Genomic DNA, 26,010 nt, shown 5'->3' with positions numbered 1-26,010 from the left:
TCGTCATGGCGTCATCCGCTTCGCATCAGAACGGCATGCGCAGCTTGAGCGAGGCGGTCTGGTTGGTGAAGCGGTCGCGAACCTCGGCATCGTAGCGGACACTGAACTCCATGGCCTTGCTGTTGACCAGCAGGAAGCCCACGCCGCCCCGCATCAGCCAGCGTGCCGGCGGCAGGCCGGGCGTGACGAACTGTCCGCCGCCGCCGACGAAGGCCGCCGTGACCGACGACCGGCTGGCGAGCGCATCGTAGCCGAGGCCCAGGTTCGCGGTGAACGAGGCCTTGTCGGTGATGGCCTGGTTCAGGCGGAAGTCGGTGGACAGGATCAGCTCGCGCGCCGAGTTCCTGCCGACCGCCAGGTTCAGCGCGTCGGCACCCGATTCGGTGTAGGCGGCGTCCTGGAAGAAGGTGTAGTCGGCACGCAGCGAGGGCGTCAGGGTGGTCTTCGAGGCCAGGTCGATGATGCGGCCGATGCCGATGCCGAAGTGGGTGTTCCAGCTGTCGTAGCTGGACGAGGCACGGTTGTTCAGGCCGCCGAAGGCGATGCTGCGCTGGCCCTGGTTGTGTCCGGTGCCGACGTCCGCCTGCACGCTGACGTCGGTGCGGGCATCGAGGCTGTAGCTGCCGTAGCCGATCAGGCGGTAGCCGTCGACACTGGCGCTCTGGCTGGCCGCCGCCGAATTGCCGTCGATGCGGCTGTGCATGTAGGAGAAGGCGGCGCCCACGCGGGTCTTGTCGCCGAGCGAGCGGTCGGCGCCGAGCAGCATGCCGTAGGTGCTGGCGCTGTAGCCCGATACGCCGTCGCGGTCGCCCTGCTTGGCCCAGGAACCCACCGGCTTGAACCAGAGCTGCTTGTCGGTGACGAAGTCATCGCCGGAGGAGAGGCCGCGGTTGGCTTCCTGGCGCGACTGGATCACCCGGTTGGTGGCGTGCATGGCCGCCGTATTGACGCTGGCCATGCCGCCGGTCAGCAGGGGCAGAGTCTGCTTGACGGCGTCGGACACGGCCTGCTCGGTCGGCAGCGTGCCCAGCGCGGTGATCACCGAGGCCATCGCCGCGGGCGCCGCGGCGCCCTGGGCGATCAGGGCGTCGAACACGCGCGCGGCCCCGAGCGCCGGCGTGTTCTGGTTGCTGAGCACACTGCTCACCACCGTGATGGCGTGGCCGGGCGCGGCCGGCGTGTCCGGGGTGGCATCGCCGCCGCCCGCCGGCGCGTCGGTGCACGAGGTGGCGCCGGAGCGCACGACGCACAGGTCGACCGCATTGCCGTTACGGGTGGCAAGGAAGTCGAACAGGGCGCTGTTGTCGGACACCGTCAGGGCGGGACCGGCGACCAGGCTGCCGGCCGAGAGCACGCTGCGCTGCACCGTGGTGCCGGCGACCAGGCTCGGCGCGCCGGCCACGTTGACCTGGAGCTTGTTGCTGGCCGACAGGTCCGCGGTGCCGGTCACCACCAGCTTGCCGTAGGAGCCGTCGTTGCCGATGCCGGTCTGGAACACGCCGCTGGCGGCCTGCACATAGTTGCCGTTGATGGTCGCCGTGGTGCCGGGCGCAACCGCGAGCGTGCCCGCGTTGGTGAGGCCGGCGGACACCGTGACCGGGTTGGCCATGTTGAACGTCGCGCCACCGGCGACGTTGAAACTGCCGACGTCGAAGCTGTTGGCCGAGGTGAAGGTGCCCTGGACGTTGACCACCGAGGCGCTGGCGCCATGCACCGCGCCGCTGATGGCGGCGCTGCTGCCTTGCAGGTTCAGGGTGGCATTGTTGAGTTCGACGGCGCCGTTCAGGGTGCCGCCGAGGTTGATGCCGTGGGTGACGGTGCTGGCCGGATCGATGTAGATGGCGGTGGCAGCATTGATGGTGCCGCCGGCCGGGATCGAGATCGCGTCCACGGTGCTGCCGACCAGGTTGATGCCGACCGCGCGGCCGTTGGCCGACGAGGCGGAGATCGTGCCGTTGTTGGTGATGGCGCCCGTGACCGTGCTGTTCTCGATATCGATGCCGTAGGCCGTGCCGCTGGTCGGCGGGAAAGGGACGATTGCCGCGCCGGCCCCGCCGGTCGCGGTGATGCTGCCGTCGTTCTGGATCGAGCCGACGGTACTGCCGGAGCCGACACGGATACCGGCGGCAAGGCCGCCCGGGGCAGGCACCATCGCCGGGGCGGCGGCGCCGCCACTTGCCGAGATGGCGCTGGCGGCACCCTGGTTGCTCAGGCTGTCGACGCTGGCGGACTGGATATCGATGCCGATGCCTTGCCCGCCCGCTCCGCCCCCGGTGATGCCGGCCGCGCCGGCGCCGCCGGTGGCGGAGATCGAGCCACCGTTGGTCATGGTTCCCACGTGCCCGTTGCTCAGCGCGATGCCGGTAGCGTTGCCGCCGGCGTACCCGATCGGCATCGGTGCGGGCAAAGCCGCGCCGCCGGTCGCGCTGATCACGCCGCCGGCTTCGTTGGTCAGGGTGGTCACCACGGGCATGCTCGCGCTTTGCCCGCTGAGGCTGATGCCCACCGCGGCGCCGCCGGGACCGCCGACAACCGCGCTGCCGGTGCTCTGGATCGTGCCCTGGTTGTCGATCAGGGTCACGGCCGGGCCCAGCGACAGGCTGGCCACCACGGCGGGGCCGCCCGCGACGCTGATCAGGCCGCCGGGAGCCAGCACGCTGAGGCTGCTGCCGGAATAGACGTAGCAGGTACTGTTGTACGTGCCCGACAGGGTCGGGACGCAACTGATGGTGGCCGATGCCGGCGCCGCGGCGAGCGCGCCGAATGCACCGGCGGCCAGCAGGACGGCGGTGGTCGTGGCGCGCGGCACGGAAGGCGGCAGGTGGGAGGCGGCCTTCCGTGCGGAGAGGGGGCGGGCGCCAGTTTGCGGGTTGTGGTGCAGGTTCAGAATTCGATGGCGATGGGATCGCATGCTTGCGGGTCCTGTAGGATGCGCGTGCCGCGCCTGGCTCGGCGCAAGGTCGGTGCGCTACACTGCGGCCGCGTCCCGCGGGCTGCCGCCACGGACGCGGGTCTTGTGGTTCGTTCTTGTGGTTTGTTCTTGTTTGTTGTTCCTGGTCGTTTTTCAGCAGTCGGGCTGGTCCCCTGTCACCATCCGCTCCGGCGCGGAATCCTCACGATGCATGGCACTCTTCGCGGCCTGGCCGCCTGCACCTGCGCGGCGGCGTCTCGCTTCCGGATACGGTTCCTTGTCCTGCTGGCTGCGCTCCCCCTGCTGGCTTGTACGAATTTCTCTCCCGACGCCCGCCGCGCCAGCGCCGACGCCATGGCGCTGGCGCACGGCTGGCGCCCGCTGCGGCTGGCCACGCGCGAGTTCGTGCTGGCGGCCTATGCCCCGTCTCCGGCCCGGCCGGGCGAGACCCTGGCCGTCTATATCGAAGGGGACGGCCTGGCCTGGCTCAGCCCCTCCCGTCCTTCCGACGACCCGACCCCGCTGCGTCCGCTCGCGCTCGAACTGGCGCTGCGGCACGACCGCGGCACGGCCGTCTACCTGGCGCGGCCGTGCCAGTACGTCGAGGCAGCGGAGCGCCGAGGCTGCGAACCCGCCTTCTGGACGGACCGGCGTTTCGCCGACGCCGTGGTCGCCGCTACCAGCGAGGCTATCGATGCCTTGATGCAACGCTTCCAGGCGCGCCGTCTCGTGCTGGTCGGCTATTCCGGCGGCGGCGCCGTGGCTGCGCTGGTGGCCGCCCGCCGCCACGACGTCGTGCGCCTGGTGACCGTTGCCGGCAACCTCGCGCCACGCCAGTGGGCGCAGCAGCACGAACTGGCACCGCTGACGGGATCGCTCGATCCCGGCGACGCCTGGCGCGCGCTGCAGGACATCCCGCAATACCACCTGGTTGGCGCTGAGGACAGCAACGTCACGCCCGAGCTCGCGGCCGCCTTCGCGGCGCGCTTCCCGGCCGGCAAGCGGCCGCCGGTCGAGGTCGTGGAAGGCGCTACGCACACCTGCTGCTGGGCCGACAAATGGCCCGCGCTGCTGCCGCAGGCCGTGCCCTGACGCGGCCGCCGCCCTGGCCCCAGGTCTTCTTTCCCATACATTGCTGACAGGAGCGATTTACGGCCGGCCGGCGCCTTTCTTGAGAGGCGCTGCGGGAGGGCGTCGGCGCTCAGCCGATGCCGGTATGCGGCCCGCTGCCGAGTGTGCGCAAGAGATGTGATGGGAAAGGAGCCCGGCGTGAGGCGCCGGGCCAGCCTTCAGCAGCCGTGAGCGTGGGGTATGGAGTGAGGGGCCGATTGCTGCGGCATGCGGTCCGGGATCAGGGACTTCCCACTTCCGCCAGTGCCTTGGCAAGCAAGGTGACGGCCGGGGATGCCGCCGGATCCCGGTGGGTGATGAACACCATGCGGCCGGAGGCGAATGGTGTGCGCAGGCGTACCTTGCACACCAGCGACATCGCGCTGTAGTGCGACACGGCGCTGTCCGGCGCCACGGCCAGGAAGCCGCTCGCGGCCACCATCGACAGGCTGCTGTGGAATGAAATCGATTCGATATGCGGCACCGGCGGCAACTGTCCGCTGTCGAGAAACGGCTGTTCGAATATTTCCCGCGTATGGGTGCCGCGCGGCGGCAGTATCCATGGACTGTCACGCAGCGCCGGCAGGCTCACGTCGCGGCGCCTGGCCAGCGGATGGTCCGGGGCACAGGCGATCGCCAGGTGCTCGTCCCACAGTGGCATGATGCGCAGCCGCTCCAGGGACTGCCCGGCATGGCCGGCTTCCAGCCGCCCCACCACGCAGTCGAGCTCGCCCCCGGCGAGCATGCCGAGCAGTCCGCTGACGGTGTGTTCCCGCAGCTGCAGCCGCGGCAGGATGCCTTGCCGGCTCAGCGAAGCGACCAGCTTCGGGAGGACATTGACCCCGACCAGCGGCAGTACGCCCATCCTGACCAGCGGGACTTCCGGCCGCTCCGCCAGCGCTTCCCTGGCGATATCCAGCGCGCCCAGCGCGATGCGCAGGCGCTCGAGGGCGCGCTCGCCAGCCGGGCTCAGGCGGCCGCCGCGGGTGGTGCGTTCGATCAGCGTGCAAGCGAAGGCCTGTTCCAGCTCCTGGAGCATCTTGGTCACCGCCGGCTGGCTGATGTGCATCCGCTCGGCGGCCGCGGTCAGCGAACCCGTGTGCGCCACCAGGTCCAGCAGCCGCAGATGGCGGATGCGCAGGCGGTCGAGCCGTTGAGGCAGGGCGGTGGGCGAAGTCTTTGCCATAACCAGCTGTGATGGATTCATCAGAACTGGATAATTGTCCAGAATATCCGGGCGACGCGACAATCGGGCGAAACCATAGAGGAGACCTGAGATGCCTGCATCGACCCGCCGTGCGCGTCGCCGGATGCTGAGGACCCTGCTGATGCTGCCCGTCGCGGCAGCGTCAGGCCTGCCGGCCTTTGCCCTGGCCGCGCAGGACTATCCCACCCGCCCGATCCGGCTGGTGGTTCCCTACGCCCCCGGCGGCGGTCCCGATATCCAGGCGCGCAAGCTCGCCGAGGTGCTGGGCAGGGAACTGGGCCAGCCTGTCGTCGTCGAGAACAAGGTCGGCGCGGGAGGGATCCTTGCCGCCGAATCCGTGGCGCAGCAGCCGGCGGACGGCTATACCTTGCTGCTGGGCGCCTCGACCCACGTCGCGCAGAAGCTGTTGCAGCCGGGGGTCAAGTTCGATCCCGCCGCATTCACCCATGTGACGCGCATCGGTATCGCCCCGGCCGTGCTCGTGGTCAGCAGCCATTCGCCATATCGCAAGGTGGCCGACCTGGTGGCCGCCGCGCGGCGCTCCCCCGGCACGCTCAACTACGCGTCGGGCGGCATCGGCTCGGCTGCGCATATCTCGGGCGCGGCGTTCGCGTCGGCGTGCAGCATCGACGTGGTGCACATCCCTTACAAGGGCTCGGTGGAAATCGTCCCGTCGCTGATCAAGGGCGATACCCAGTTCGGCTTTCCCGTGGCGACCACCGCGCTGCCGCAGATCGCCAATGGCAAGGTGCGGGCGCTCGCCGTGACCTCGGCGCAGCGGCTGGCCACGCTGCCCCAGGTCCCCACGCTGAATGAAGCGCTCGGCCGCACCGGCCTGGCGCTCGACGCATGGAGCGGCATCTGGGCTCCGCCGAACCTGCCCAGGCCTCTGGTGGCGCGCCTGCATGCCGCCTTGCTCAAGGCGCTCGCGGATCCCGGGCTGCGACGCTTCTATGCCGAGACGGGGTCGCTCGTCGAGCCGAGCCCGACCCCGGAGGACTTCTCCCGCCTGGTCACCGAGGAAACCGCCAGGATGCGGCAGGTGATCGACAAGAACCACATCACGATCGAATGAGGCTGCCATGCGAAACACCTGCGCTACCCCGTCCACCGAAGCCTCGGCATTCGCGCCGCTCGCCGGCCTGCGCGTCGTCGATTTCTCGCACGTCATCGCCGGCCCTTTTGCCACCTTCCTGCTGTCCCGGCTCGGCGCCGATGTCACCAAGATCGAAAACGCCAATGGCGGCGACGTCATGCGCCGCGCCGGTGGCAGCCGCGACGGCTTCGTCGCGCTGAACGCCGGCAAGTCCTCGCTGGCCCTCGATCTCTCCAGCGAAGACGGACGGCGCCGGGCGCGCGAGCTGGCCGCCTCCTGCCACGTCTTTGTCGACAACCTGAGGCCGGGCGTGCTCGAACGCTTCGGCCTGGGCTTCGAGGCGGTGCGCGAACTCAACCCGCGCGTGGTCTACTGCAGCATCTCCGGCTTCGGGCGCGGCGCGAAGGCATGGCAGAAGCGCCCCGCCTACGATCATGTGGTGCAGGCCGCCACCGGCATGGCCTTCATGGCGGGCAACGAGGGCGATCCGCCGATCAAGACCGGCTTCCCGGTGATCGATTCCGCCACCGGCCTGCTGGCCGCCTTTGCCATCCTCGCCGGCGTGCGCGAAAGCGAGCGCACCGGGCGCGGCATGCTGCTCGATATCTCCATGGCCGGCGCCGGCATGCAATTGATGTACCCCATGACCTGCGCTGCGCTCACGCACGGCACCACGCCACCCCGGCAGGGAAACCAGGGCTACTCGGGCAGCCCCTCCGCCGACTTCTTCCGCACGCGCGATGGCTGGCTCGCCATCGGCGCGAACACGCCACGGCAGCTGCTGGCCTTGCTGGAGGCACTGGGCCTGGCTCATCTGGCAAAGGATCCGGCCTTGTTCAACCCGCCGCTGGACGGCGGCGCCTTGCCTGCCTTCGTGCGCTCGCTGGACCCGGCGGCGCTGAAGGCCGCGCTGTCGGCGGTGCTCGCCGATGCCGATGCCGCGGAACTGGAAGCGCGGCTCAGCGCCAGCGGCGTCCCCGCCTCGCGCTTGCGCGATATTGCCGAGTTCGCGGCCGAATCGATGGCGAACGGCAGCCTCGAAACGGTCGCGCTGCAAGACGGCGACACCACGGTGGTATCGCCGGGGCTCGGCTTCCGGGTGCGCACCGGCGAGTAGTCGATTGCCCCGGCGCAAGCGCAGCCGGGCGCCGGGGCGTTTCGAATGACGCGGCGGACAGCGTCTCCCCCGCGCCAGCATGTGGCGCGAGGCCCGTCCAGGCGGGGCGGGCAGCCCTGGCCGGCGTTCAGCCGGCCGGCAGGAACCTGGAAGGCGGCATGCCGAACTGCTTGCGGAAAGCGAGCGTGAAGGCGCTATGGCTCTCGTAGCCGCAGCGCAGCGCGACCGGCAGGATCGGCTCGCCGCGCAGCAGGTGATCGAGCGCGAGCAGCAGCCGGGCCTGCTGCCGCCAGCGGCCGAAGCTCAGCCCGGTGTGCTTGTGGAAATGGCGGTGGAAGGTCTTCTCGCTCATCGCCAGCGAGGCGGCCCAGTCGGCGGCGTGGAAAGGGTGCGCCGGATTGCCGCTCAGCTCGGCGCAGATCGCGGCGATGCGCGCATCGGCCGGCCACGGCAGGTGGAAGGGCAGCGCCTGCGGGCGCCGCAGTTCCTCCCGCAGCAGGGCCGCCAGCAACCTGCCGCGCCGCGTGGCGCAGACCTCCAGGCCGAGGTGGGCAATCTCCGAGATCAGTTCCCGCAGCAAGGGCGAGACGTGGATCACGCATTCCGCCGCGGGCAGGCCGCCGGCGGCATCGGCGGCCACGAAGACGCTGCGCACCCGGACCGGGCCGCGCATCAGCAAGCGGTGTTCGACGTCCGGTCCCAGCCAGACCGCCGTGGTGGGCGGCACCACCCAGCGGCCGGTCGCGGCCTCCACCACCATCACGCCTTCCACCGCGTAGACCAGCTGGCAGCGGGCGTGGCGGTGGAAGGGCGTCTCGGCGCCCGCCGGATAGTCGGCCGCGACCCCGGTGAGCGGGGAGGGGGCCGCATCGTACAGGGCCGGATCGAACGATACGGCGGCGAGGTTCGGGGCGGCTGCGGTCATGCCGTCGCGTCGGTCCGTTCAGGACTGTCCATTTTCATACAGCAATTGTCGCTCTCGATGGAGAAAGTCAGCGGCGGCCATCGTACACTTGCCGTATCCGCTTTTCCAGAACCCTGCCTTTTCCGTCATGCGCGCTTTCCGGCTACTACGCAATGTGCTGCCGCACCTGCCCCTACATCGGGGTCTGGGCGCGCACGTGCGCGCCATGACCGGTCCTGATTCCCCCTGACCCCGATCTCGAACAGCTTGCTGCAAGCAGGGGAATCAGGACAGACCCGTCCAACCTGCATTCCCTGCATTTCCTGTTCGAGATCCCCATGCTTGCTCAACCGCATACCAAGTACCGTCCGTTCCCGGCCGTCGACCTGAGCGACCGCCAGTGGCCGTCGCGCACCATCACCCGGGCCCCCGCCTGGCTCTCCACCGACCTGCGCGATGGCAACCAGGCCCTGTTCGAACCGATGAACCGCGAACGCAAGCTGCGCCTGTTCGAGGAACTGGTGCGCATCGGCTTCAAGGAGATCGAGCTCGGCTTCCCCGCGGCCTCGCAGACCGACTTCGACATCGTGCGCGGCCTGGTCGACGGCGGGCGCATTCCGGCCGACGTCACGCCGATGGTGATCACGCAACTGCGCGAGGACCTGATCCGCGAGACGGTGCGCAGCGTGGCCGGCGCGCGCCGGGCCATCGTGCATTTCTACAACGCCATCGCGCCGGCCTGGCGCGAGATCGTGTTCGGCATGAGCGTGCCGCAGATCGTCGCCATGGTGGAGCACCACGTGCGCCTGTTCAAGGCGTTGACCGCCGCGCACCCGGAAACCGAGTGGGTGCTGCAGTACTCGCCGGAAACGTTCTGCATGGCCGAGCTGGAGGTCTCGCTGGAGGTCTGCAATGCGGCCATCGCCGCCTGGGACGCCGGTCCCGGCCGGCCGATGATCATCAACCTGCCGACCACGGTCGAGGTGTCCACGCCGAACGTCTTCGCCGACCAGATCGAGTGGATGCACCGGCGCCTGGACCGGCGCGAGCATCTCGTGCTGTCGGTCCACCCCCATAACGACCGCGGCACCGGCGTGGCCTGCGCGGAGCTGGCACTGATGGCCGGCGCCGACCGCGTCGAGGGCTGCCTGTTCGGCAACGGTGAGCGCAGCGGCAACCTGGATCTCGTCACCCTGGCCCTCAACCTGTACACCCAGGGCGTCCCGCCCGGGCTCGACTTCTCGGATATCGCCGGGGTGGCGCGCATCGTCGAGGCCTGCACCGCGCTGCCGATCCATCCGCGCCACCCCTATGTCGGCGACCTGGTCTTCACCGCCTTCTCCGGCTCGCACCAGGATGCCATCGCCAAGGGCTTCGCCGCGCAGGATCCGCACGGCATCTGGCGCGTGCCCTACCTGCCGATCGATCCCAAGGACCTGGGCCGCACCTACGACAGCATCGTGCGCGTCAACAGCCAGTCGGGCAAGGGCGGCATCGCCTACCTGCTGGAGCGCGACCGCGGCATCGCCATGCCGCGCCGCATGCAGGTGGAGTTCAGCGCCGTGGTGCAGCGCCACGCGGACGCCAGCGAGACCGAGCTGAGCAGCGAGGACATCTGGAAGCTGTTCGTGGCCACCTACCAGGCGCCGCTGGAGCAGGGCGCCTACCGCTATCTCTCGCACGCGCTGCACGCCGCGCCGGCGGGCAACCGCATCGAACTGCGGCTCGCCGAGGGCGGAGATGGCCCGGCGCTGGCCCTGTCCGGCGAGGGCAACGGCCCCATCGACGCCGCCGTGGCCGCGCTGCCGGCGCCGGTGCGCATCGACCACTACGAGCAGCATGCGCTCGGCTCGGGCGCCGATGCCCGCGCGATCGCCATCGTGGAGATGGCGAGCCCCGACGTGGCCGGCAGCCGCTTCGGCGTCGGCATCCACGAGAGCACCACCACGGCGTCGGTGCTGGCCACGCTGTGCGCCTTCAACCGCCTGCACAACCGGCTGCACAACCGGCTGCAGCCAGGGCAGGACTGACGCCGGCCTGGCCGGGACGTAGCGGTGGCCTGACGGCGGCACCCAGGCCGTACCACGGCTGCACCATGGCAGGGGAGGGCGGGGCGGCGCCCTCCCGGCCTTCGCGAAACTGCTGCCACCACCGCAACTCAGCAAGCCCGGCTAAGTCCGGTGCGGGCCGCCGTGCCATACTCGGCGCCATGAATCCAGCCCGCCCGGAAGACGTCTATCGCGAGCGCATCGCCCGCGTGCTCGCCGCGATCGTGCGCGCGCCGATGGACCCGCATCGGCTCGAAGACCTCGCTGCACTGGCGCATTTCTCGCCGTTCCATTTCCACCGCATCTACCGCAGCGTGACCGGCGAAACCGTCGCCGCCACCATCCGCCGCCTGCGCCTGGCGTGCGCCTCCCGCGAGCTCGGCCTGGGACGGCGCCCGGTCACGGCGGTGGCGCTGGAGGCAGGCTACGACAGCCCGCAGGCATTCTCGCGGGCTTTCCGCAGCTATGCCGGCACCTCACCGCGGGCCTTCCGCGACAAGCTGGCCGGCTATGGCGGCACGGTGCCGTCGGTGCGCCTGGAGACGGTGGCGCCGCAGGACCTGTGCGCGCTGCCGCACCACGGCCCGCCCGCCACCATCCCCCACACGCACCGCCGCCTGCGCCGGCTGCTCGGCGCGCGCGAGGCGGGTGCCTGGCTGGGCCTGTCCTATGGCGACGCCGAGGCGCCGCCCGGTTTCCGCTACTACGTCGCCGCGGGCGGACTCGCCGGACCGCCGCCGGCACCGACCGAGGCGCTGGTGCTGCCGGGCGGCCTCTATGCGGTGCACCGGCTGGTGGGCCCCTACACGCAGATCGACGCCACCATCACCGCGCTGTACGGGCTCTGGCTGCCCGGCAGCGGCTACCAGCCCGACCACCGGCCGACGCTGGAGCGCTACCTGTCGAGGCCGCAGGACACCCCGCCGCAGGCGCGCGTGACGGAGCTGATGATCCCGCTGCGTGCGCTGGCATGACGCCTGGCACCTGACGCAGCGCCGCGGCGCCGATCCCGCTGATGCCTTTGCCTTTGCTTCTTCTTGTCTTCTCCGACCGTGAGTTCCGCTTCGACTGCCATGTCCATGCCTATGCCCATGTCCCCGATCCGCCGGCATCTTCTCCGCCTCTGCCTCGGCCTTGCCGTGCTGTGCGTCCTCGCGTCACCGGCGCGCGCCGCCGGCCTACGCTGGTTCGAGGTGCCCGCCGATGCCGCCGGCCCGGCCTTGCAGGGTGCCCTGTGGTATCCCTGCGCGCAGCCCGCCGCGCCGCTGACGCTGGCGCCGCTGGTCATCCAGGCGGTCAAGGACTGTCCGCTGCGCGGCGAGCACCTGCCCTGGATCGTCATCTCGCACGGCACCGGTGGCTCCCGCCTCGGCCACCACGACACCGCCGCGGCGCTGGCCGACGCCGGCTTCGTGGTGGCGGCCATCGATCATCCGGGCGACAACTACCGGGATACCAGCGCGCAGCTCCACCTGTCTTCCTTCCTCACGCGTCCGCAGGACCTGCGGCGGCTGATCGATTACCTGAGCGGACAGTGGGAGGAGCGCGGCCGCCTCGATGTGCCGGCGCTCGGCCTGTTCGGTTTTTCGCGCGGCGGCTACACCGGCCTGGTGGCGCTGGGTGCGGTGCCGGACTTCCGGCTCGGCCAGGCGTTCTGTGCCGAGCGCCCCGGCCTGCCGTTCTGCCGGGAGATGGAGCGCCCCGTGCCGGCGCCGCCCGATGCCGGCGGGCGTATCCGTGCCGCGGTGATCGTCGATCCGGTCGCGCTGTTCACGCCGGCCGGGCTGCGCGGCGTCACGGTGCCGATCCAGCTGTGGTCCTCGGCCCTGGGCGGCGACGGCGTGACGCCGGCCGGCGTGGCCGGCATCCGCGATGGCCTGCCGACCGCGCCCGAGTTCCATCTCGCCGCCGGTTCCGGGCACTTCAGCTTCCTCGCCCCGTGCGCCCCTGCCCAGGCCGGGGCCATGCCGGAACTCTGCCGCGACGGCGCCGGTTTCGACCGCGCGGCCTTCCACCGCGCCTTCAACGCCGAGGTGGTGCGCTTCTTCCGCACGCAGCTGATGCCGGCCGGCAAGCGAGGCGCGACGGACAAGTCCGCCGGAGGTGGAGGAAGCGCGGGCGAATAGCGGTAGACGAGGGGTAGACGAGGGGTACGAGCGGGGCCGGGGGGTGAGGGCAGGCGCTGGCTGACCGTGGCGGGTGGATTCACACCATCGGCTTCGTCTCTGTGCTCGCGTGCTGGACTACACCGTTGGCTTCGCTTGGGTGTGGCGCCTTGCTGAACCACCCCTCTCCCCAACCCACTCCCCGTGCGGGGAGAGGGAGCCAAGACCGTGTGCCTGGCGATTGGTGTTGGCGCATCCCGTCGGCTTCGGCAAGCGCGTTGGGCTTCGGGCCGGCTCAGGCGGCGCGCGCCGCCGGGGCGGCGCCGGCGCGCCGCGCCACCAGTTCGCGCACGCGCGGAATCAGTTCGCGCCCGTAGTCGACGGCATCTTCCAGCGGATCGAAGCCGCGGATCAGGAAGGTGGTGACGCCGAGGTCGTAGTAGGCCAGCAGCGCCTCGGCCACCTGTTCGGGCGTGCCGACCAGGCCGGTGGAGTTGGAGCGGCCGCCGGTCTCCCGCGCGACCGCGGTCCACAGGCGCTGGTCGACACGGTCACCCCGCTCGGCGGCCGCCAGCAGGCGGCACGCGCCTTCGCTCTGCAGCGGGCCGCCGCGGCCCTGGCCCAGTTGCGCGCGCAGCGCGCGGGTGCGTTCGAGAATGCTGTCGGCACGCGCCCAGGCCTTGGCCTCGGTCGCCGCCAGCACGGGCCGCAAGGACACCGAGAAACGCACCGTGCGGCCATGCTGCGCGGCCGCCTGGCGCACGCGCGTGGTCAGCTCGCGCACCTGTTCCAGCGATTCGCCCCACAGGGCATAGACGTCGGCGTGCTTGCCGGCGACCGCGATGGCTGCCTCCGAGGCGCCGCCGAAATAGACCGGAACGTGTGGCGCCTGGGCCGGCTTGACTTCCGAGAAGCCCTGGCGGAAGCGGTAGTAGCGGCCTTCATGGTCGAAGGGCCGGTCCTCGGTCCAGACGCGGCGCAGGATGCCGAGGTATTCGTCGGTGCGGGCATAGCGTTCGTCATGCCCGAGATAGTCGCCATCGCGCTGCTGCTCGTCGTCGGAGCCGCCGGAGATGAAGTGGACGCCGAGCCGGCCGCCGCTGAACTGGTCGAGCGTGGCGATCTGCCGCGCCGCGAGCGTGGGGGCGGTGAAGCCGGGCCGGTGCGCCAGCATGAAATGGATGCGCTCGGTGACCGCGGCCGCATACGAGACCGTCAGGGTGGCGGACGGGCCGGTGGAATGATGGGGAACGAGGATGCGGTCGAAGCCGGCCTGCTCATGGGCCCGGGCGAAGGCCCGCACATAATCGCGGTCCACCGCCGCGCCGGCGGCAGGGTGGATCTCGGACTGCTTGCGGCTCTGGATCATGCCGATGAAATCGACGCTCATGGGGTTCTCCGCAGGGAAGGGCGTCAGCCACCGCCGCTGCGGAGGCATGGCCAGGATGTCACTGCGGGGAGCGTACGCGAGCCCCGGCGCGGCGGGAACGAAGCAATCCGAGGCTCGATATGCGGCGGCCGGGCGGCTCGCCGGCGGAGGCGCGCAGTTGCGCCGTGGCCGGCGCATGCCCCAGGGGGAGCCGACAGCGGCTCAGGCCGTCTCCTTGAGCCCCACCGAGCGGGACGCCGAGGGCGGAAGGAACTGCGGAATGGCGGTGCCGATCATGCTGAAGATATCGCCGCGCAGCCCGCCATAGACGGTCTGGCCCGCCGGGCCGGCATAGGTCGCCGTGCCGTCCCGCATGGTGTGGGCACCTTGCATGAAGGCCAGGAAGCCGTTGGCGCTGCCGGGATCCCGCGACAGGTCGAGGCGGCTGCCGTCCGGCTGCATATAGGAAACCTGCGCCAGCAGCGTCGCGTGGGCCTGTCGGCCCAGCTTCTTGAACAGGTCCATGAAGCTCACCAGGCCGTCGGCCTGCTGGCTGACGGCGTCGAGCTGGGCAGCGGACAGCGGCTTGCCGTCGGCCTCGGCCCAGTTCGCATAGCCGGCCACCGCATCGTCGTGGAACGCCTGGGCGGCCTGCAAGAGCTCCTTGTTGCCATTGAGGAAGTCCTGCAGCCAGGCGCGATCGGCGTCGTCCAGGGTGTCCGACTTGACGACCAGGGAGCCGCGGCTGAGGGCGAAATCGAAGTGCGCATTGCCAAGATCCGGCCGCTGCTGCAGCAGCGACTGCATGGCGGGCACCAGGGCCTCGGCCATCTGCTCCGCGTCGCCGCCCATCTTCAAAGGCGCACCGAGGGCGCTCAGGTATCGATCGAGGCGAGAGTGGTCGTTGGGGTCGACCGCGCTCACGATGAGCGGCGACGCGGCATGCGCCGCCGATGACGGATCGGCCTGCGCGGCCGCGTTCGCTGCCTGGGCCAGGCTGGCGCCCGCATCGGATGCGGGCCACGCCGCGACGCCCGCGGCCTGGATGCTGAGGTTCATGTCTTCCCTGGGATTGTTCTTTCTGACTTTGCCTGTCGGTACTACGGCACTTCTTCGCGCGACTTGAGATCAGCACGCACCCGCCGGGCACCGTAACGCGCACAGGACCGGCCCCCGCCCCGCCGAACGCCGTCTGCGGCAAATCGTCGCGATTCCCCCCATGCCGCGGGATAAAGGCTTTTTCTCTTGATTCGCATCAAGAGAGCGTTCGCCAGGCGGCCCATAGAATCCATGCGCCTGCCGACCGAGCCCATTCCCGCGGCGTCCGTGCGACCGGCGATGATTCGATCCGACCCCTTCCTTTCATGTCTTCTGGTAATCAACAATTGGTGCGCCATCTCGCCATCGCTGTCGCGGTGAAGCTGATGGCGCTGGCACTGCTTTGGTGGTGCTTCATCGACGGCCATCGTGTCGCCGTGGATGCGTCGCACGCCGCGGCGCACCTGGGAATGGCCTCGGCCGCGCAAGGGGGACAGCCATGATCTCCACGCACCTGGTCGACCTGTCCCGGTTGCAGTTCGCCGCCACCGCCATGTACCACTTCCTGTTCGTGCCGCTCACCCTGGGCATGGTCTGGCTGCTGGTCATCATGGAGAGCGTCTATGTGATGACCGGGAAGGTCATCTGGAAGGACATGACGCGCTTCTGGGGCAAGCTGTTCGGCATCAACTTCGCGCTCGGCGTCACCACCGGCATCACGCTCGAGTTCCAGTTCGGCACCAACTGGGCCTATTACTCCCACTACGTCGGCGACATCTTCGGCGCTCCGCTGGCCATCGAGGGCCTGATGGCCTTCTTCCTCGAATCCACCTTCATCGGCCTGTTCTTCTTCGGCTGGGACCGCCTCTCGCGCACCCAGCACCTGCTGGTCACCACCCTGATGGCGGTCGGCACCAACCTCTCCGCCCTGTGGATCCTGATCGCCAACGGCTGGATGCAGAATCCGGTCGGCGCCGCCTTCAACTGGCAGACCATGCGCATGGAGATGACCGACTTCTGGGCCGTGGTGTTCAACCCCGTGGCCCAGGCCAAGTTCGTGCACACGGTCTCGGCCGGCTACGTCACCGGCGCCATGTTCGTGCTGTCGGTCTCCAGCTGGTACCTGCTGCGCGGGCGCGACCTCGAGTTCGCCCGGCGCAGCTTCCGCGTGGCGGCAGCCTTCGGCCTGGCCAGCGTGTGCTCGGTGATCGTGCTCGGCGACGAGTCCGGCTACACCGTGGGCGAAGCCCAGCAGACCAAGATGGCCGCCATCGAGGCCATGTGGGAGACCGAGCCGGCGCCGGCCAGCTTCAACCTGGTGGCCGGCATCAACGAGGCCGCGCAGAAGAACGACTGGGCCATCGAGATCCCCTGGGTGATGGGCCTGATCGGCACGCGCTCGGTGACCAAGGAGATCCCGGGCATCCATGACATCAAGGTGCGCAACCGCGAGCGCATCCGCAACGGCATCCCGGCCGTGCTGGCGCTGGAGGCGCTGCGCGCCAACCCGGACGACGCCAGCGCGCGCCAGACCCTGGCAAGCCACCAGCAGGACCTGGGCTTCGGCCTGCTGCTGCGGAAATACACCACCGACGTGCGCCAGGCCACCCCGGCCATGATCGAGCAGGCGGTCAACGACACCGTGCCGCGCGTGTGGCCGATGTTCTGGGGCTTCCGCATCATGGTGGGCCTGGGCTTCCTGATGCTGGCGCTGTTCGGCCTGGCCTTCTGGACCACGCTGCGCCCGCAGCGGCTGGCGCCGCGCTGGCTGCTGCGCTGGGCGCTGTGCATGCTGCCCGCGCCCTGGATCGCCATCGAGCTGGGCTGGATCGTGGCCGAGTACGGGCGCCAGCCGTGGACCATCTACGGCGTGCTGCCCACCCACCTGAGCGTGTCCACGCTGAGCGTGCAGAGCCTGTACGGCTCGCTGGCCGGCTTCCTCGGCTTCTACACGCTGCTGCTGGTCGTCGAGGTCTACCTGATGGTCAGGTTCGCCCGCCAGGGCCCGGGCAGCCTCGGCACCGGCCGCTACCAGTTCGAGCCGAGCCACGCCTGAGGAGACTGCCATGCTTGACTATCCAACCCTGAAAATCATCTGGTGGCTGCTGGTGGGCGTGCTGTTGATCGGCTTCGCCATCATGGACGGCCACGACATGGGCGTGGGCACGCTGCTGCCCTTCGTCGGCCGCAGCGACGACGAGCGCCGCGTCATCATCAACACCGTGGGCCCGCACTGGGACGGCAACCAGGTCTGGTTCATCACCGGCGGCGGCGCCATCTTCGCCGCCTGGCCGCTGGTCTACGCCACCGCCTTCAGCGGCTTCTACTGGGCCATGCTGGCAGTGCTGTGGGCGCTGTTCTTCCGCCCGGTGGGCTTCGACTACCGCAGCAAGATCCACCATCCCACCTGGCGCAGCGCCTGGGACTGGGGCCTGTTCGTGGGCGGCGCGGTGCCCCCGCTGATCTTCGGCGTGGCCTTCGGCAACCTGCTGCAGGGCGTGCCCTTCCAGTTCGATGCCTTCATGGTCTCCACCTACACCGGCACCTTCTGGCAGCTGCTCAACCCCTTCGCGCTGCTGTGCGGGGTGCTGTCCAGCGCCATGATCACCATGCACGGCGGCATCTACCTGGCGCACCGCACCGAGGGCGAGGTGCAGCGCCGCGCCCGGCGCGCCGCCGCCTGGGCCGCGCTGGTGGCGGTGCTGGCCTTCCTGGCCGCCGGCGCCTGGCTGCGCTGGGGCGGCATCGACGGCTACGCCATCACCTCGGCCATCGATCCGGCCGCGCCGTCCAACCCGATGGCCAAGACCGTGGCGCGCAGCGCCGGGGCCTGGTGGGCCAACTACGGCAAGGTGCCGGCGCTGTGGCTGCTGCCCGCGCTGGGCGTGGCCGGCGCACTGGCCGGGGCCGCGCTGTCCGGGGCAGGGCGCACGCTGCTGGCCTTCGTCGCCTCGGCGCTGTCGCTGGCGGGCATCATCGGCACCGCCGGAGCGGCCATGTTCCCCTTCGTGATGCCGTCCTCCAGCCTGCCGCAGGCCAGCCTGACGATCTGGGACTGCGTGTCCAGCCACTTCACGCTGGGCCTGATGTTCTGGGTGGCGCTGATCTTCGTGCCCATCGTGGTCAGCTACACCGGCTGGGCCTACCGCGTGATGCGCGGCAAGGTCACCGCCGAGCATATCCGCGCCAACGAGCATTCGGCCTACTGATACGGACAGAGACAGCCAGACCCCTTCGCCCCGCGGACGCCACGACGGCGCCCGCGGGGCGTGGCCCGGTGCCAGGCACCGGAACCATTGACATAGACAAGACGTAGACAAGAGGAAACGACGATGTGGTACTTCAGCTGGGTTCTAGGTGTCGGCTTCGCCGTGCTGCTCCCCGTACTCAATGCCATGTGGGGTGAAGCCAGCGACGCGCGCACACAGCGCGCCGAAGAGCGGTGAACGGCGCCGCCCGCGGCGGGCAGGGCGCCCGGCCGGTGCGGCTGCACCTGGCCTGCCTGGCCACGGCGCTGCTGCTGATGGTGGGCGGCACGCTCTATCCGCCCGCGCTATCGAACGCGGCCGGCCAGGCCGACCACGGCTTCGCCTCGCTGATGTTCTGGGCCATGAGCGCGGGCTTCGTGCGCGGCGTCGGTTTCGTGCCGCGCTTCTGGCCGTGGCGCTGGCTGTTCTCGGGCTGGGCCTGCGCGCTGGCGCTGGTACTGGCCGTGGCGGCAAGGCTGGCCTGAGCAGACGCGGTGCGGCGCCTGCCGCGGCGGCGCTCACGCCGACCGCCCGCGGCGCCGGGGAGGGCAGTCATGGGCTGCCGTCGAAGGCGTCCTGCAGCAAGCGCTCCAGTTCGCGCTGTTCGAGCAATTCGATGGAGAAATGCCCGAAGCGCTCGGGCAGCCAGAGGATGCGCGGTCGCGTCGGGCGAGCGCAGGTTCCCTCGCGCCGACCGAGGCCGGCATGACGAATGCACCTCGGCGCGTCATTCTCCGGTCCACGCCGCCGCCGGCAGCGCGGGGATCCTGCCGCTGAGCGCATCGCCCAGGTAATCGACGAACGAGGCGATCCGCGCGGAAATCGCCGTGTTGCGGTAGTAGACCGCCTGGATCGGCTGCCGCATGTCCAGCGTATGGCGCGCCAGGATCTGCACGAGGCGTCCGGACTCGCGATCCTGCGCGGTCATGAAATCCGACAGGCAGGCGATGCCTGAGCCCTCCAGCGCGAGCTGCCGGAGCGTCTCTCCGCTCGACGACCAGATGGCCGGGGCGATCCGGTAGGGCTCGCCATCGGGGCCGGCCAGCGGCCACAGGTTCAGCGACTCCGGCTGGGTGAAGCCCAGCAGCGCATGCTTGCCGAGATCCTCGACCTTGCGCGGCAGCCCGTGCGCGGCGAGGTAGGCAGGGCTGGCGAGGATGCGCAGCCGGCTCTTGCCGACCAGCCGGCTGTGCAGGGTCGAATCCTTCAGGCGGCCGATCCGGATCGCCACATCGGTGCGCCGTTCGAGCAGGTCGATGATCCCTTCGTTGCTGTTCAGCTCCAGTTCGACCTGCGGGAAGCGCTCCCGGTAGCCGCGCACGAGCGGCACGATGACGTGCAGCATGAAGGGCGACGCAGCATCGACCCGCAGGCGCCCCGACGGCTTCTCGCGGCGGGCGAGCATCTGCTCCTCCGCGCTTTCCACCGAATCGATGATCGCCCGCGCACTCTGCAGGAAGGCCCGTCCTTCCTCGGTCAGCTCGAGCCGGCGCGTGGTCCGGCGCAGCAGCGTGGTCTTCAGCTTTTCCTCCAGCCGCGCGAGCGTGCGGCTGGTTGCCGACACGGTCAGGTCGAGCTGCTGGGCGGCCGCGGTGATCGAGCCGGTGTCGACCACCGAGGCGAACGCCTGGAGCTCATCGAGCGTGACTTTCATTATTGATCTGAAATCAAAATAATTTCGTTTATAGACCGGTTTTTCCGCAAAAGTAAAGTGGGCAAACTGCGCTCCAGCCCAATCGGGCCGTCGGTTCCATCGGTTCCATCGGTTCCATCGGTTCCATCGGTTCCATCGGTTCCATCGGTTCCATCGGTTCCATCGGTTCCATCGGTTCCACCGATCCGGCTCCGCCGATTTCCAGCAGGAGAGCACCCCTATGCACGCACCGAACTCTCATCCGCCGTTCGCCGGCAAGTCCTTCGAAGTCCGCTACCCGGGACTCACCGCGATCAACGCGTACGCCGGCGATGGCGTCCACATGCGCTACGAAATCACCGAAGGCGCGTTCGCGGGGGCGGCAGGCGAGGTCGCCTACACATGGAAGCATGTCGCCGGGGAGCTCTACGCGATCTCGTGGCAGGAAGCCGATCGCGCCACGGTGGTCCATCTCGACGATTTCACCGCCGGCATCTCGCGCTCGTTCTTCACCGCCGCGTCGCTCGAGTTCCATCGCCTCGAGGGCAGCCTGCGGGCGCTTTGAACCGATGCCGGCCATGTCCACCCCCCTCGCAACGCTGAGGCGCGGCGGCCTCAGCATCGGCGTCGAGCTGCCGCTCGACAACGACTGGTCGCCAGCCGGCGACGCCGAGCGCCAGCGCGACGGACGCCGCCCCGGCGTGCCCGACCTCGAACACCATGCGGTACTCGCGCGGCTCACTGACACACTGGGCTTTCGCGCGCTCTGGGTACGCGACGTGCCGGTGTACGACCCTTCGTTCGGCGACGCGGCGCAGGTGTTCGAGACATTTTCCTATCTCGGCTACCTGGCCGGTGTCACGCGAGACATCCTGCTCGGCACCGCGGCGGTCGTACTGCCGCTGCGCGAACCGCTGCTGACGCTGAAATCGGCAGCGACCATACAGGAGTTGAGCGGCGGCCGCCTGCTGCTTGGCGTCGCCAGCGGCGACCGGCCGGTCGAGTATCCGCTGTTCGGGCGTGACTTCGAGTCGCGCGGGGCGAGTTTCCGCGAACAGGTGGCGCTGCTGCGCGACGGCGCGCGCGGCCATTTGCCGGCAGGCCTCGACGTGCTCCCGGCCGCGCGCACGCCGACACCGTTGTTCGTCGCGGGCCTCGCGCAACAGACGCCCGCCTGGATCGGCGCGCACATGGACGGCTGCCTCGCCTATCCGGGCACGCCCGACGATCACGCGCGGCGCGCCGGCGCGTGGCGCGCGGTCGCTGGCGACAAGCCCTACGTGACCTTCTTTCATCTCGACCTCGCCGCCGATCCGCACGAACCGTTGCAGCGCCACCGCTTCGGCGCACGCACGGGACGTCACGCGCTGATCGCGGAACTGGCGGCCCTGCGCGCCGCCGGCGTGGCGCACATCGGCCTGCATTTCCGCCGCAACCGACGCCCGCTCGATGAGACGCTGGCCGAGATCGCCAGTGAAGTCCTTCCGCATTTCCATCGAGGCGAGGCCGCGGCCACGATCGCGCCCGACGCGGAAACCGCCGCGTGAATCCGACCATCCCGCCGAGGCGGCTCGCCCGCGTCGTGCCTGGGCCTGGCCGTCGCTGCCGGCGCGCCTCCAGATCGCCATGAAGCGCCAGGGACCGGGGACCACAGCCACGGCGGCAACTGCGCTCGCAGAGTCCGCCAACTCTTGATTTCAGTTCAATTTTCATTCGCCATTAGCGACGTTTATCGCAATGGTTCGGCAGCGCAGAATGCGGCTGTCGAACTTTGCCTCCTCCCTGATCGGAGCACACCATGAACAAGATTCCTCCCTTCGGCCTCGGCACCTTCCGCCTGCAGGGCCAGGTTGTCATCGACTCGGTCCGCAACGGCCTGGAACTCGGCTACCGCGCGATCGACACCGCGCAGATCTACGGCAACGAAGTCGAAGTGGGCGAAGCGATCGCCGCTTCCGGCGTGCGGCGCGAAGACCTTTTCCTGACGACCAAGATCTGGGTCGACAACTATGCGCCCGACAAGCTCGTGCCGAGCCTGCGGGAGAGCCTGGCGAAGCTGCGCACCGACCATGTCGACCTGACGCTGATCCACTGGCCGGCACCGGGCAACGGCGTGCCGCTCGACACCTTCATGGGCGCGCTGGCCGAGGCCAGGGCGCAGGGCCTGACGCGCCGGATCGGCATCTCGAACTTCAACATCGAGCTGGCGCGGCAGGCGATCGCGGCAGTCGGCAGGGACGCCATCGCGACCAACCAGATCGAGCTGAGCCCCTACCTGCAGAACCGCAAGCTGGTCGGATTCCTGCAAGGCGAGGGCATCCACGTGACTTCCTACATGACGCTCGCCTACGGCAAGGTGCTCGGCGATCCGGTGATCGGCGCCATCGCGCAGCGGCACCAGGCCACGCCGGCCCAGGTCGTGCTCGCCTGGGCGCTGCGGCTCGGCTACTCGGTGATCCCGTCGTCCACCCGTCGCGAGCATCTCGCCAGCAACCTGCTCGCGCAGTCGCTGTGCCTGAGCGACGACGACATGGCGCACATCGCCGCGCTCGAACGCAACGGCCGCGAAGTCGACCCGGACGGCCTGGCGCCGCAATGGGACTGACGCCGGCGCGCCCTTATTGCAACCGTACGCAACCGTACTCAACCGTGCGCGGCCCGCCGGCCGCGCCACCGAAAGGATACCCACCATGATGACCCAGGACCCTCTGTTCGAACCGCTGCGGCTGGGCGCGCTGACGCTGCCGAACCGCATCGTGATGCCGCCGATGACGCGTTCGCGCGCCAGCCAGCCGGGCGACGTCGCCAATGACCTGATGGCCACCTACTACGCGCAGCGCGCCAGCGCCGGCCTCATCGTCAGCGAAGGCACTTATATCGCGCCGCTCGGCAAGGGCTACGCCTGGACGCCGGGCATCCATACCGCCGCGCAGGTTGCCGGCTGGCGCAAGGTGACCGACGCCGTGCACGCTGCCGGCGGCCGCATCTTCGCCCAGCTCTGGCACGTCGGGCGACTGAGCCACACGAGCCTGCTCGACGGCCGCCAGCCGGTGTCGTCATCGCCGCTCCAGGCGCAGGGCGTGAACGTGTTCATCGCCGGGGAGGACGGCAGCACGCCTGGCTTCGTCCAGTCATCCGCGCCGCGTGCGCTGAGCATCGAAGAGATCCACGAAACCGTCGACCAGTACCGCACTGCCGCCCGCCACGCGCTCGCGGCCGGCTTCGACGGCGTCGAGCTGCACGGCGCCAATGGTTACCTCGTCAACCAGTTCATCGACTCGAACGCCAACACGCGCAGCGATGCCTATGGCGGTTCGCTCGACAAGCGCCTGCGCTTCCTGCGCGAAGTCACGCAGGCGCTGATCGAGGGCACCGGCGATGCCGCGCGCGTCGGCATCCGCCTCGCGCCGTTGACCACGCTGAACGGCTGCGTCGACGATGATCCCGAGACGACCTACCTCGCCGCCGCCGGACTGCTGGCCGAACTGGGCGTCGGCTACCTCCACATCGCGGAGGCGGACTGGGACGATGCCCCGCTGATGCCGGTCGGGTTCAAGCAGAAGCTGCGCGCGGCCTACCCCGGCGTGCTGATCTACGCGGGCAAGTACACCGCCGAGCGCGCGCGCGAAGCGATCGCCGCAGGCTGGGCCGACCTGGTCGCGTTCGGCCGCCCCTTCGTCGCGAACCCTGACCTGCCGGCGCGCCTGCGCACCGGGGCGCCGCTCACGCCGCACGATCGCGGCACGCTGTTCGGCGGCGGCGCGCGGGGCCTGACCGACTATCCGGCGCTCGCACAGGCGGCGGCCTGAGCGCTGGGGGGCGACGCGCAATGAAAGCCAGGCGCGCCAGGCTTCCGTCCGCCGTGACCCATTCTTACCTTCGAGATATCGCATGAGAATCACGCTCCCGTCGCCGCTCGGCTTCGGCACCGCGCCGCTCGGCAATATGTACCGGGACATTCCGCACGAAGAGGCGCTGGCCACGGTCGACACCACGTGGCAAAGCGGCATCCGCTATTTCGACGCCGCACCGCTGTATGGCGCCGGCCTGGCGGAACTGCGGCTCGGTGAAGCGCTCGCCGGGCGGCCGCGCGATGCCTACTCGCTCGGCACGAAAGTCGGCCGCCTGATCCTCGACGAACAGGAAGACGCCTCGCAGCGCGACCTCGGCGAGAAAGGGGGCCTGTTCCGTCACGGGCTGCCGAACAAGATCGTCTACGACTACACGGCGGACGGTACCCTGCGCTCGATCGAGGCTAGCCTGCGGCGGCTGCGCACCGACCGGCTCGACTACGTATGGATCCACGATCCGGCGGTCGACTTCCACGGCGACCGTTGGCGCGAGGTATTCGACATCGCGATGTCGGGCGCGGCCAAGGCGCTGACGCGGCTGCGCGAGGAAAAGGTCATCAGGGGCTGGGGGCTGGGCGTGAACCGTATCGAGCCCTGCGCACTGGCGCTGGAGCGTGCCGACCCCGACGGCTTCCTGCTGGCCGGGCGCTATACGCTGCTCGATCACGCCGGCGCGCTCGCGCGCCTGATGCCGGCCAGCGCAGCGCGCGGACTCGGCATCGTCGTCGGCGGCCCCTACAACTCCGGCGTGCTGGCCGGCGGCCAGCACTTCGAGTATCAGCCCGCGCCACCGGAGATGCTCGGACGCGTCGCGCGCGTCCGGCGCATCTGCGACCGCTTCGGCGTGGATGTGAAGGCGGTCGCGCTGCAGTTCCCGCTCGCCCATCCGGCCGTCGCGGGCGTCATTCCCGGCGCGAGCCGGCCAGGCCGCATCGATGAGAACCTCCGGCTGGCGGCAGCACCGATTCCCGCGGAATTGTGGGAAACGCTCAAGGCCGAGCGGCTGATCGACGTCAATGCACCCACGCCGGCCGGCAACGCATGACGCTAGGCAAAGCGCTGCCGCCTTGACTCCGGGCGCGGCAGCAACGGGGCGTACTCGTGCAATTCCCGTGGGGCGATGTCGAAGGCACGCCGAAAGGCGCGGGTAAAGCTCGAGGCGTCCTTGAAGCCCAGGCCCGAGGCGATGTCCTGGACTTCCAGGTGCGGAAAGCGCACCAGCTCATCGGCCGCCATGCGCAGCCTGCGGTTGCGGATATAGGCCGCCAGGCCACCTTCATGCTCGAACATGCGGTACACGCTGGCACGTGAGAGCTGCAGCGAGGCCAGCACGCTTTCGGGCGACAGATCCGGATCGTGCAGCCGCGCCTCGACATGCCGCCGTACCTGCCCGTAGGCCGCGGCGCGCACCGCTGCGCGGGCGCTGCCGGCAAGGCCCGCCTGGTGACTGAAGGCGGCAACGAGCAGCTCCACCGCGGTGACGAAGGCGCGCTGCGCGTCCGCCTTGCTCAGTCCGGCGATCTGCCGTTTCAGCGCCACCAGATGGTCGATCAGCAGCCGCATCAGGGGAGTGGTGGCGTGAATCCAGCGGCCATGCAGGGAAGCAGCGTCCGGGAAGGACTTTTCCACCAGCGCGCGCGGCACGAAGAGGAGAAGAATCCGGCCTTGGAAACTCCGGATGGTGCAAGGCTGATCCATGTCCAGCGCGAGGATGCTCGGCCCCTGCGCTGGATGCGATGCTTGCGATGCGTGCGCCGCATCAGGGCCCGACCGGCCGCCCAGGAACTGCGCCGGCGGCCCCTCGAGGAATACGCTGAAGGTGATGTCGCGCACGCTCTCGGTCGACACCCGGCCTAATGAGCGCACGGCCAGGTTCGGTCCGGTGAGGAAGTCGAAGAGGCTCAGGTCGTCGATGGTATAGCGGGACAGCGACGCCTTGAAAGTATCCTCGGGCCGCTTCGAAGGAGGATGTATGTCATAGACAGGACTCATGCGCTCCTGCCAGGCCAGGAAACTCCGGCGGGCGTCCCCCTGGACGCTGAAGCTGCTGCGCACGATGCCCGGCGCGAGTGCCGGCGGCTCCGGCGGCTGCGGCGGCAGCCACAACCGGCTTCGTTCTACTACGTCGTCATGCAGTGCGGCGCCCATGGCTGTGTTCGTCCGGTCTTGACCCGTCCCACGCGGCCGGACCGTGACTGTCTATCGACGAGCCGATGTCCCGCATGGAATCCGTTGATGCAGAAGGCGAGCTTACCAGTAGGGGCAGGGCGGCAGTACGCAACGGACAGCCACGACTTGCCCGGGGCTCGGCCCGGGGGCTGCCGGCAGTGGGTGCCGGAAATGCCGCAGGCCGCCGCGCGCGGACGCGCCGGC

23 protein-coding genes are annotated in these 26,010 nt (G+C 69.8%); 16 read left to right on the top strand and 7 right to left on the bottom strand.

Features of this window, described 5'->3' with window-relative positions; genetic code table 11:
* Positions 1-25: 25 nt before the first annotated feature.
* A complete protein-coding gene (locus BKK79_RS02425; protein ID WP_071037009.1) occupies positions 26-2,911 on the bottom strand; it encodes an autotransporter outer membrane beta-barrel domain-containing protein in 2,886 nt (961 codons plus the stop codon).
* Positions 2,912-3,118: 207 nt separating this feature from the next.
* On the opposite strand from BKK79_RS02425, the gene BKK79_RS02420 reads away from it, so the two are divergent.
* Positions 3,119-4,003: an alpha/beta hydrolase gene (locus tag BKK79_RS02420; RefSeq protein ID WP_232346260.1), complete on the top strand. Its 885-nt coding sequence runs from the start codon at positions 3,119-3,121 to the stop codon at positions 4,001-4,003.
* A 259-nt stretch (positions 4,004-4,262) separates the two neighbouring features.
* Here the strand turns inward: BKK79_RS02420 and BKK79_RS02415 are convergent, their stop codons facing one another.
* Positions 4,263-5,207, bottom strand: a complete 945-nt coding sequence (locus BKK79_RS02415; protein ID WP_231907897.1) for a LysR family transcriptional regulator — start codon at positions 5,205-5,207, stop codon at positions 4,263-4,265.
* A gap of 91 nt (positions 5,208-5,298) precedes the next feature.
* Between BKK79_RS02415 and BKK79_RS02410 the strand changes: the two genes are divergently transcribed.
* Positions 5,299-6,303, top strand: a complete 1,005-nt coding sequence (locus BKK79_RS02410; protein ID WP_071037008.1) for a Bug family tripartite tricarboxylate transporter substrate binding protein — start codon at positions 5,299-5,301, stop codon at positions 6,301-6,303.
* Between the two features lie 7 nt (positions 6,304-6,310).
* The gene (locus BKK79_RS02405) at positions 6,311-7,441 is read left to right on the top strand and encodes a CoA transferase (protein ID WP_071037007.1); all 1,131 of its coding nucleotides are present in this window, start codon (positions 6,311-6,313) and stop codon (positions 7,439-7,441) included.
* A gap of 127 nt (positions 7,442-7,568) precedes the next feature.
* On the opposite strand, the gene BKK79_RS02400 is transcribed toward BKK79_RS02405, so the two are convergent.
* Positions 7,569-8,366, bottom strand: coding sequence for an AraC family transcriptional regulator (locus BKK79_RS02400; protein ID WP_071037006.1), 798 nt, complete (start codon positions 8,364-8,366; stop codon positions 7,569-7,571).
* A gap of 317 nt (positions 8,367-8,683) precedes the next feature.
* Here BKK79_RS02400 and BKK79_RS02395 point away from each other — a divergent pair, with 317 nt between their 5' ends.
* The 3 genes from BKK79_RS02395 (at position 8,684) to BKK79_RS02385 (ending at position 12,519) form a co-directional block, all read left to right on the top strand.
* Positions 8,684-10,375 carry a 2-isopropylmalate synthase gene (locus BKK79_RS02395; RefSeq protein WP_071037005.1) on the top strand — a complete coding sequence of 564 codons (1,692 nt, stop codon included), beginning with the start codon at positions 8,684-8,686 and terminating at the stop codon, positions 10,373-10,375.
* Positions 10,376-10,554: 179 nt separating this feature from the next.
* Positions 10,555-11,367 carry an AraC family transcriptional regulator gene (locus BKK79_RS02390; protein ID WP_071037004.1) on the top strand — a complete coding sequence of 271 codons (813 nt, stop codon included), beginning with the start codon at positions 10,555-10,557 and terminating at the stop codon, positions 11,365-11,367.
* Between the two features lie 117 nt (positions 11,368-11,484).
* Positions 11,485-12,519: an alpha/beta hydrolase family protein gene (locus BKK79_RS02385; RefSeq protein WP_071037003.1), complete on the top strand. Its 1,035-nt coding sequence runs from the start codon at positions 11,485-11,487 to the stop codon at positions 12,517-12,519.
* Positions 12,520-12,793: 274 nt separating this feature from the next.
* Here the strand turns inward: BKK79_RS02385 and BKK79_RS02380 are convergent, their stop codons facing one another.
* Together BKK79_RS02380 and BKK79_RS02375 are read right to left on the bottom strand one after the other, a co-directional pair.
* Entirely contained in the window at positions 12,794-13,888 is a 1,095-nt protein-coding gene (locus tag BKK79_RS02380; protein ID WP_071037002.1) for an LLM class flavin-dependent oxidoreductase, read from the bottom strand.
* 201 nt (positions 13,889-14,089) lie between these two features.
* Positions 14,090-14,926 (bottom strand): hypothetical protein, encoded by an 837-nt coding sequence (locus tag BKK79_RS02375; protein ID WP_071012619.1) that lies wholly within the window; start codon positions 14,924-14,926, stop codon positions 14,090-14,092.
* 329 nt (positions 14,927-15,255) lie between these two features.
* Here BKK79_RS02375 and cydP point away from each other — a divergent pair, with 329 nt between their 5' ends.
* The 5 genes from cydP (at position 15,256) to BKK79_RS02355 (ending at position 18,638) form a co-directional block, all read left to right on the top strand.
* A complete protein-coding gene (cydP, locus tag BKK79_RS41055) occupies positions 15,256-15,408 on the top strand; it encodes a cytochrome oxidase putative small subunit CydP (RefSeq protein WP_335582875.1) in 153 nt (50 codons plus the stop codon).
* Complete coding sequence (locus BKK79_RS02370; protein WP_071012620.1) at positions 15,405-16,961, top strand: cytochrome ubiquinol oxidase subunit I; 1,557 nt, start codon at positions 15,405-15,407, stop codon at positions 16,959-16,961. The genes cydP and BKK79_RS02370 overlap by 4 nt, the downstream gene beginning before the upstream one ends.
* Before the next feature lie 10 nt (positions 16,962-16,971).
* Positions 16,972-18,114 (top strand): cytochrome d ubiquinol oxidase subunit II, encoded by a 1,143-nt coding sequence (gene cydB, locus BKK79_RS02365; RefSeq protein ID WP_071012623.1) that lies wholly within the window; start codon positions 16,972-16,974, stop codon positions 18,112-18,114.
* 123 nt (positions 18,115-18,237) lie between these two features.
* Complete coding sequence (cydX, locus tag BKK79_RS02360; protein ID WP_071012625.1) at positions 18,238-18,351, top strand: cytochrome bd-I oxidase subunit CydX; 114 nt, start codon at positions 18,238-18,240, stop codon at positions 18,349-18,351.
* Positions 18,348-18,638 carry a cyd operon YbgE family protein gene (locus tag BKK79_RS02355; RefSeq protein WP_071037001.1) on the top strand — a complete coding sequence of 97 codons (291 nt, stop codon included), beginning with the start codon at positions 18,348-18,350 and terminating at the stop codon, positions 18,636-18,638. Before cydX ends, BKK79_RS02355 begins: the two co-directional genes overlap by 4 nt.
* A 242-nt stretch (positions 18,639-18,880) precedes the next feature.
* Here the strand turns inward: BKK79_RS02355 and BKK79_RS02350 are convergent, their stop codons facing one another.
* Positions 18,881-19,807 carry a LysR family transcriptional regulator gene (locus tag BKK79_RS02350; protein WP_071037000.1) on the bottom strand — a complete coding sequence of 309 codons (927 nt, stop codon included), beginning with the start codon at positions 19,805-19,807 and terminating at the stop codon, positions 18,881-18,883.
* A 220-nt stretch (positions 19,808-20,027) separates the two neighbouring features.
* Here BKK79_RS02350 and BKK79_RS02345 point away from each other — a divergent pair, with 220 nt between their 5' ends.
* From BKK79_RS02345 to BKK79_RS02325, 5 genes are all read left to right on the top strand, one after another.
* Positions 20,028-20,351 carry a MoaF-related domain-containing protein gene (locus BKK79_RS02345; protein WP_071036999.1) on the top strand — a complete coding sequence of 108 codons (324 nt, stop codon included), beginning with the start codon at positions 20,028-20,030 and terminating at the stop codon, positions 20,349-20,351.
* A gap of 13 nt (positions 20,352-20,364) precedes the next feature.
* The gene (locus BKK79_RS02340) at positions 20,365-21,333 is read left to right on the top strand and encodes an LLM class oxidoreductase (protein WP_071016312.1); all 969 of its coding nucleotides are present in this window, start codon (positions 20,365-20,367) and stop codon (positions 21,331-21,333) included.
* A gap of 251 nt (positions 21,334-21,584) precedes the next feature.
* Positions 21,585-22,391: a 2,5-didehydrogluconate reductase DkgB gene (dkgB, locus tag BKK79_RS02335; protein ID WP_071036998.1), complete on the top strand. Its 807-nt coding sequence runs from the start codon at positions 21,585-21,587 to the stop codon at positions 22,389-22,391.
* A gap of 88 nt (positions 22,392-22,479) precedes the next feature.
* Complete coding sequence (locus BKK79_RS02330) at positions 22,480-23,595, top strand: alkene reductase (RefSeq protein ID WP_071038400.1); 1,116 nt, start codon at positions 22,480-22,482, stop codon at positions 23,593-23,595.
* Positions 23,596-23,677: 82 nt separating this feature from the next.
* Positions 23,678-24,682: an aldo/keto reductase gene (locus tag BKK79_RS02325; protein WP_071012633.1), complete on the top strand. Its 1,005-nt coding sequence runs from the start codon at positions 23,678-23,680 to the stop codon at positions 24,680-24,682.
* A gap of 2 nt (positions 24,683-24,684) precedes the next feature.
* Here the strand turns inward: BKK79_RS02325 and BKK79_RS02320 are convergent, their stop codons facing one another.
* Positions 24,685-25,785, bottom strand: a complete 1,101-nt coding sequence (locus BKK79_RS02320) for a helix-turn-helix domain-containing protein (protein WP_084084446.1) — start codon at positions 25,783-25,785, stop codon at positions 24,685-24,687.
* Positions 25,786-26,010 lie beyond the last annotated feature (225 nt).

Origin of the sequence: Cupriavidus sp. USMAA2-4 (assembly GCF_001854305.1) — a bacterium.
In the GTDB taxonomy this organism is placed as follows: domain Bacteria; phylum Pseudomonadota; class Gammaproteobacteria; order Burkholderiales; family Burkholderiaceae; genus Cupriavidus; species Cupriavidus malaysiensis.
This window is presented reverse-complemented; position numbering and strand designations above follow the sequence as displayed.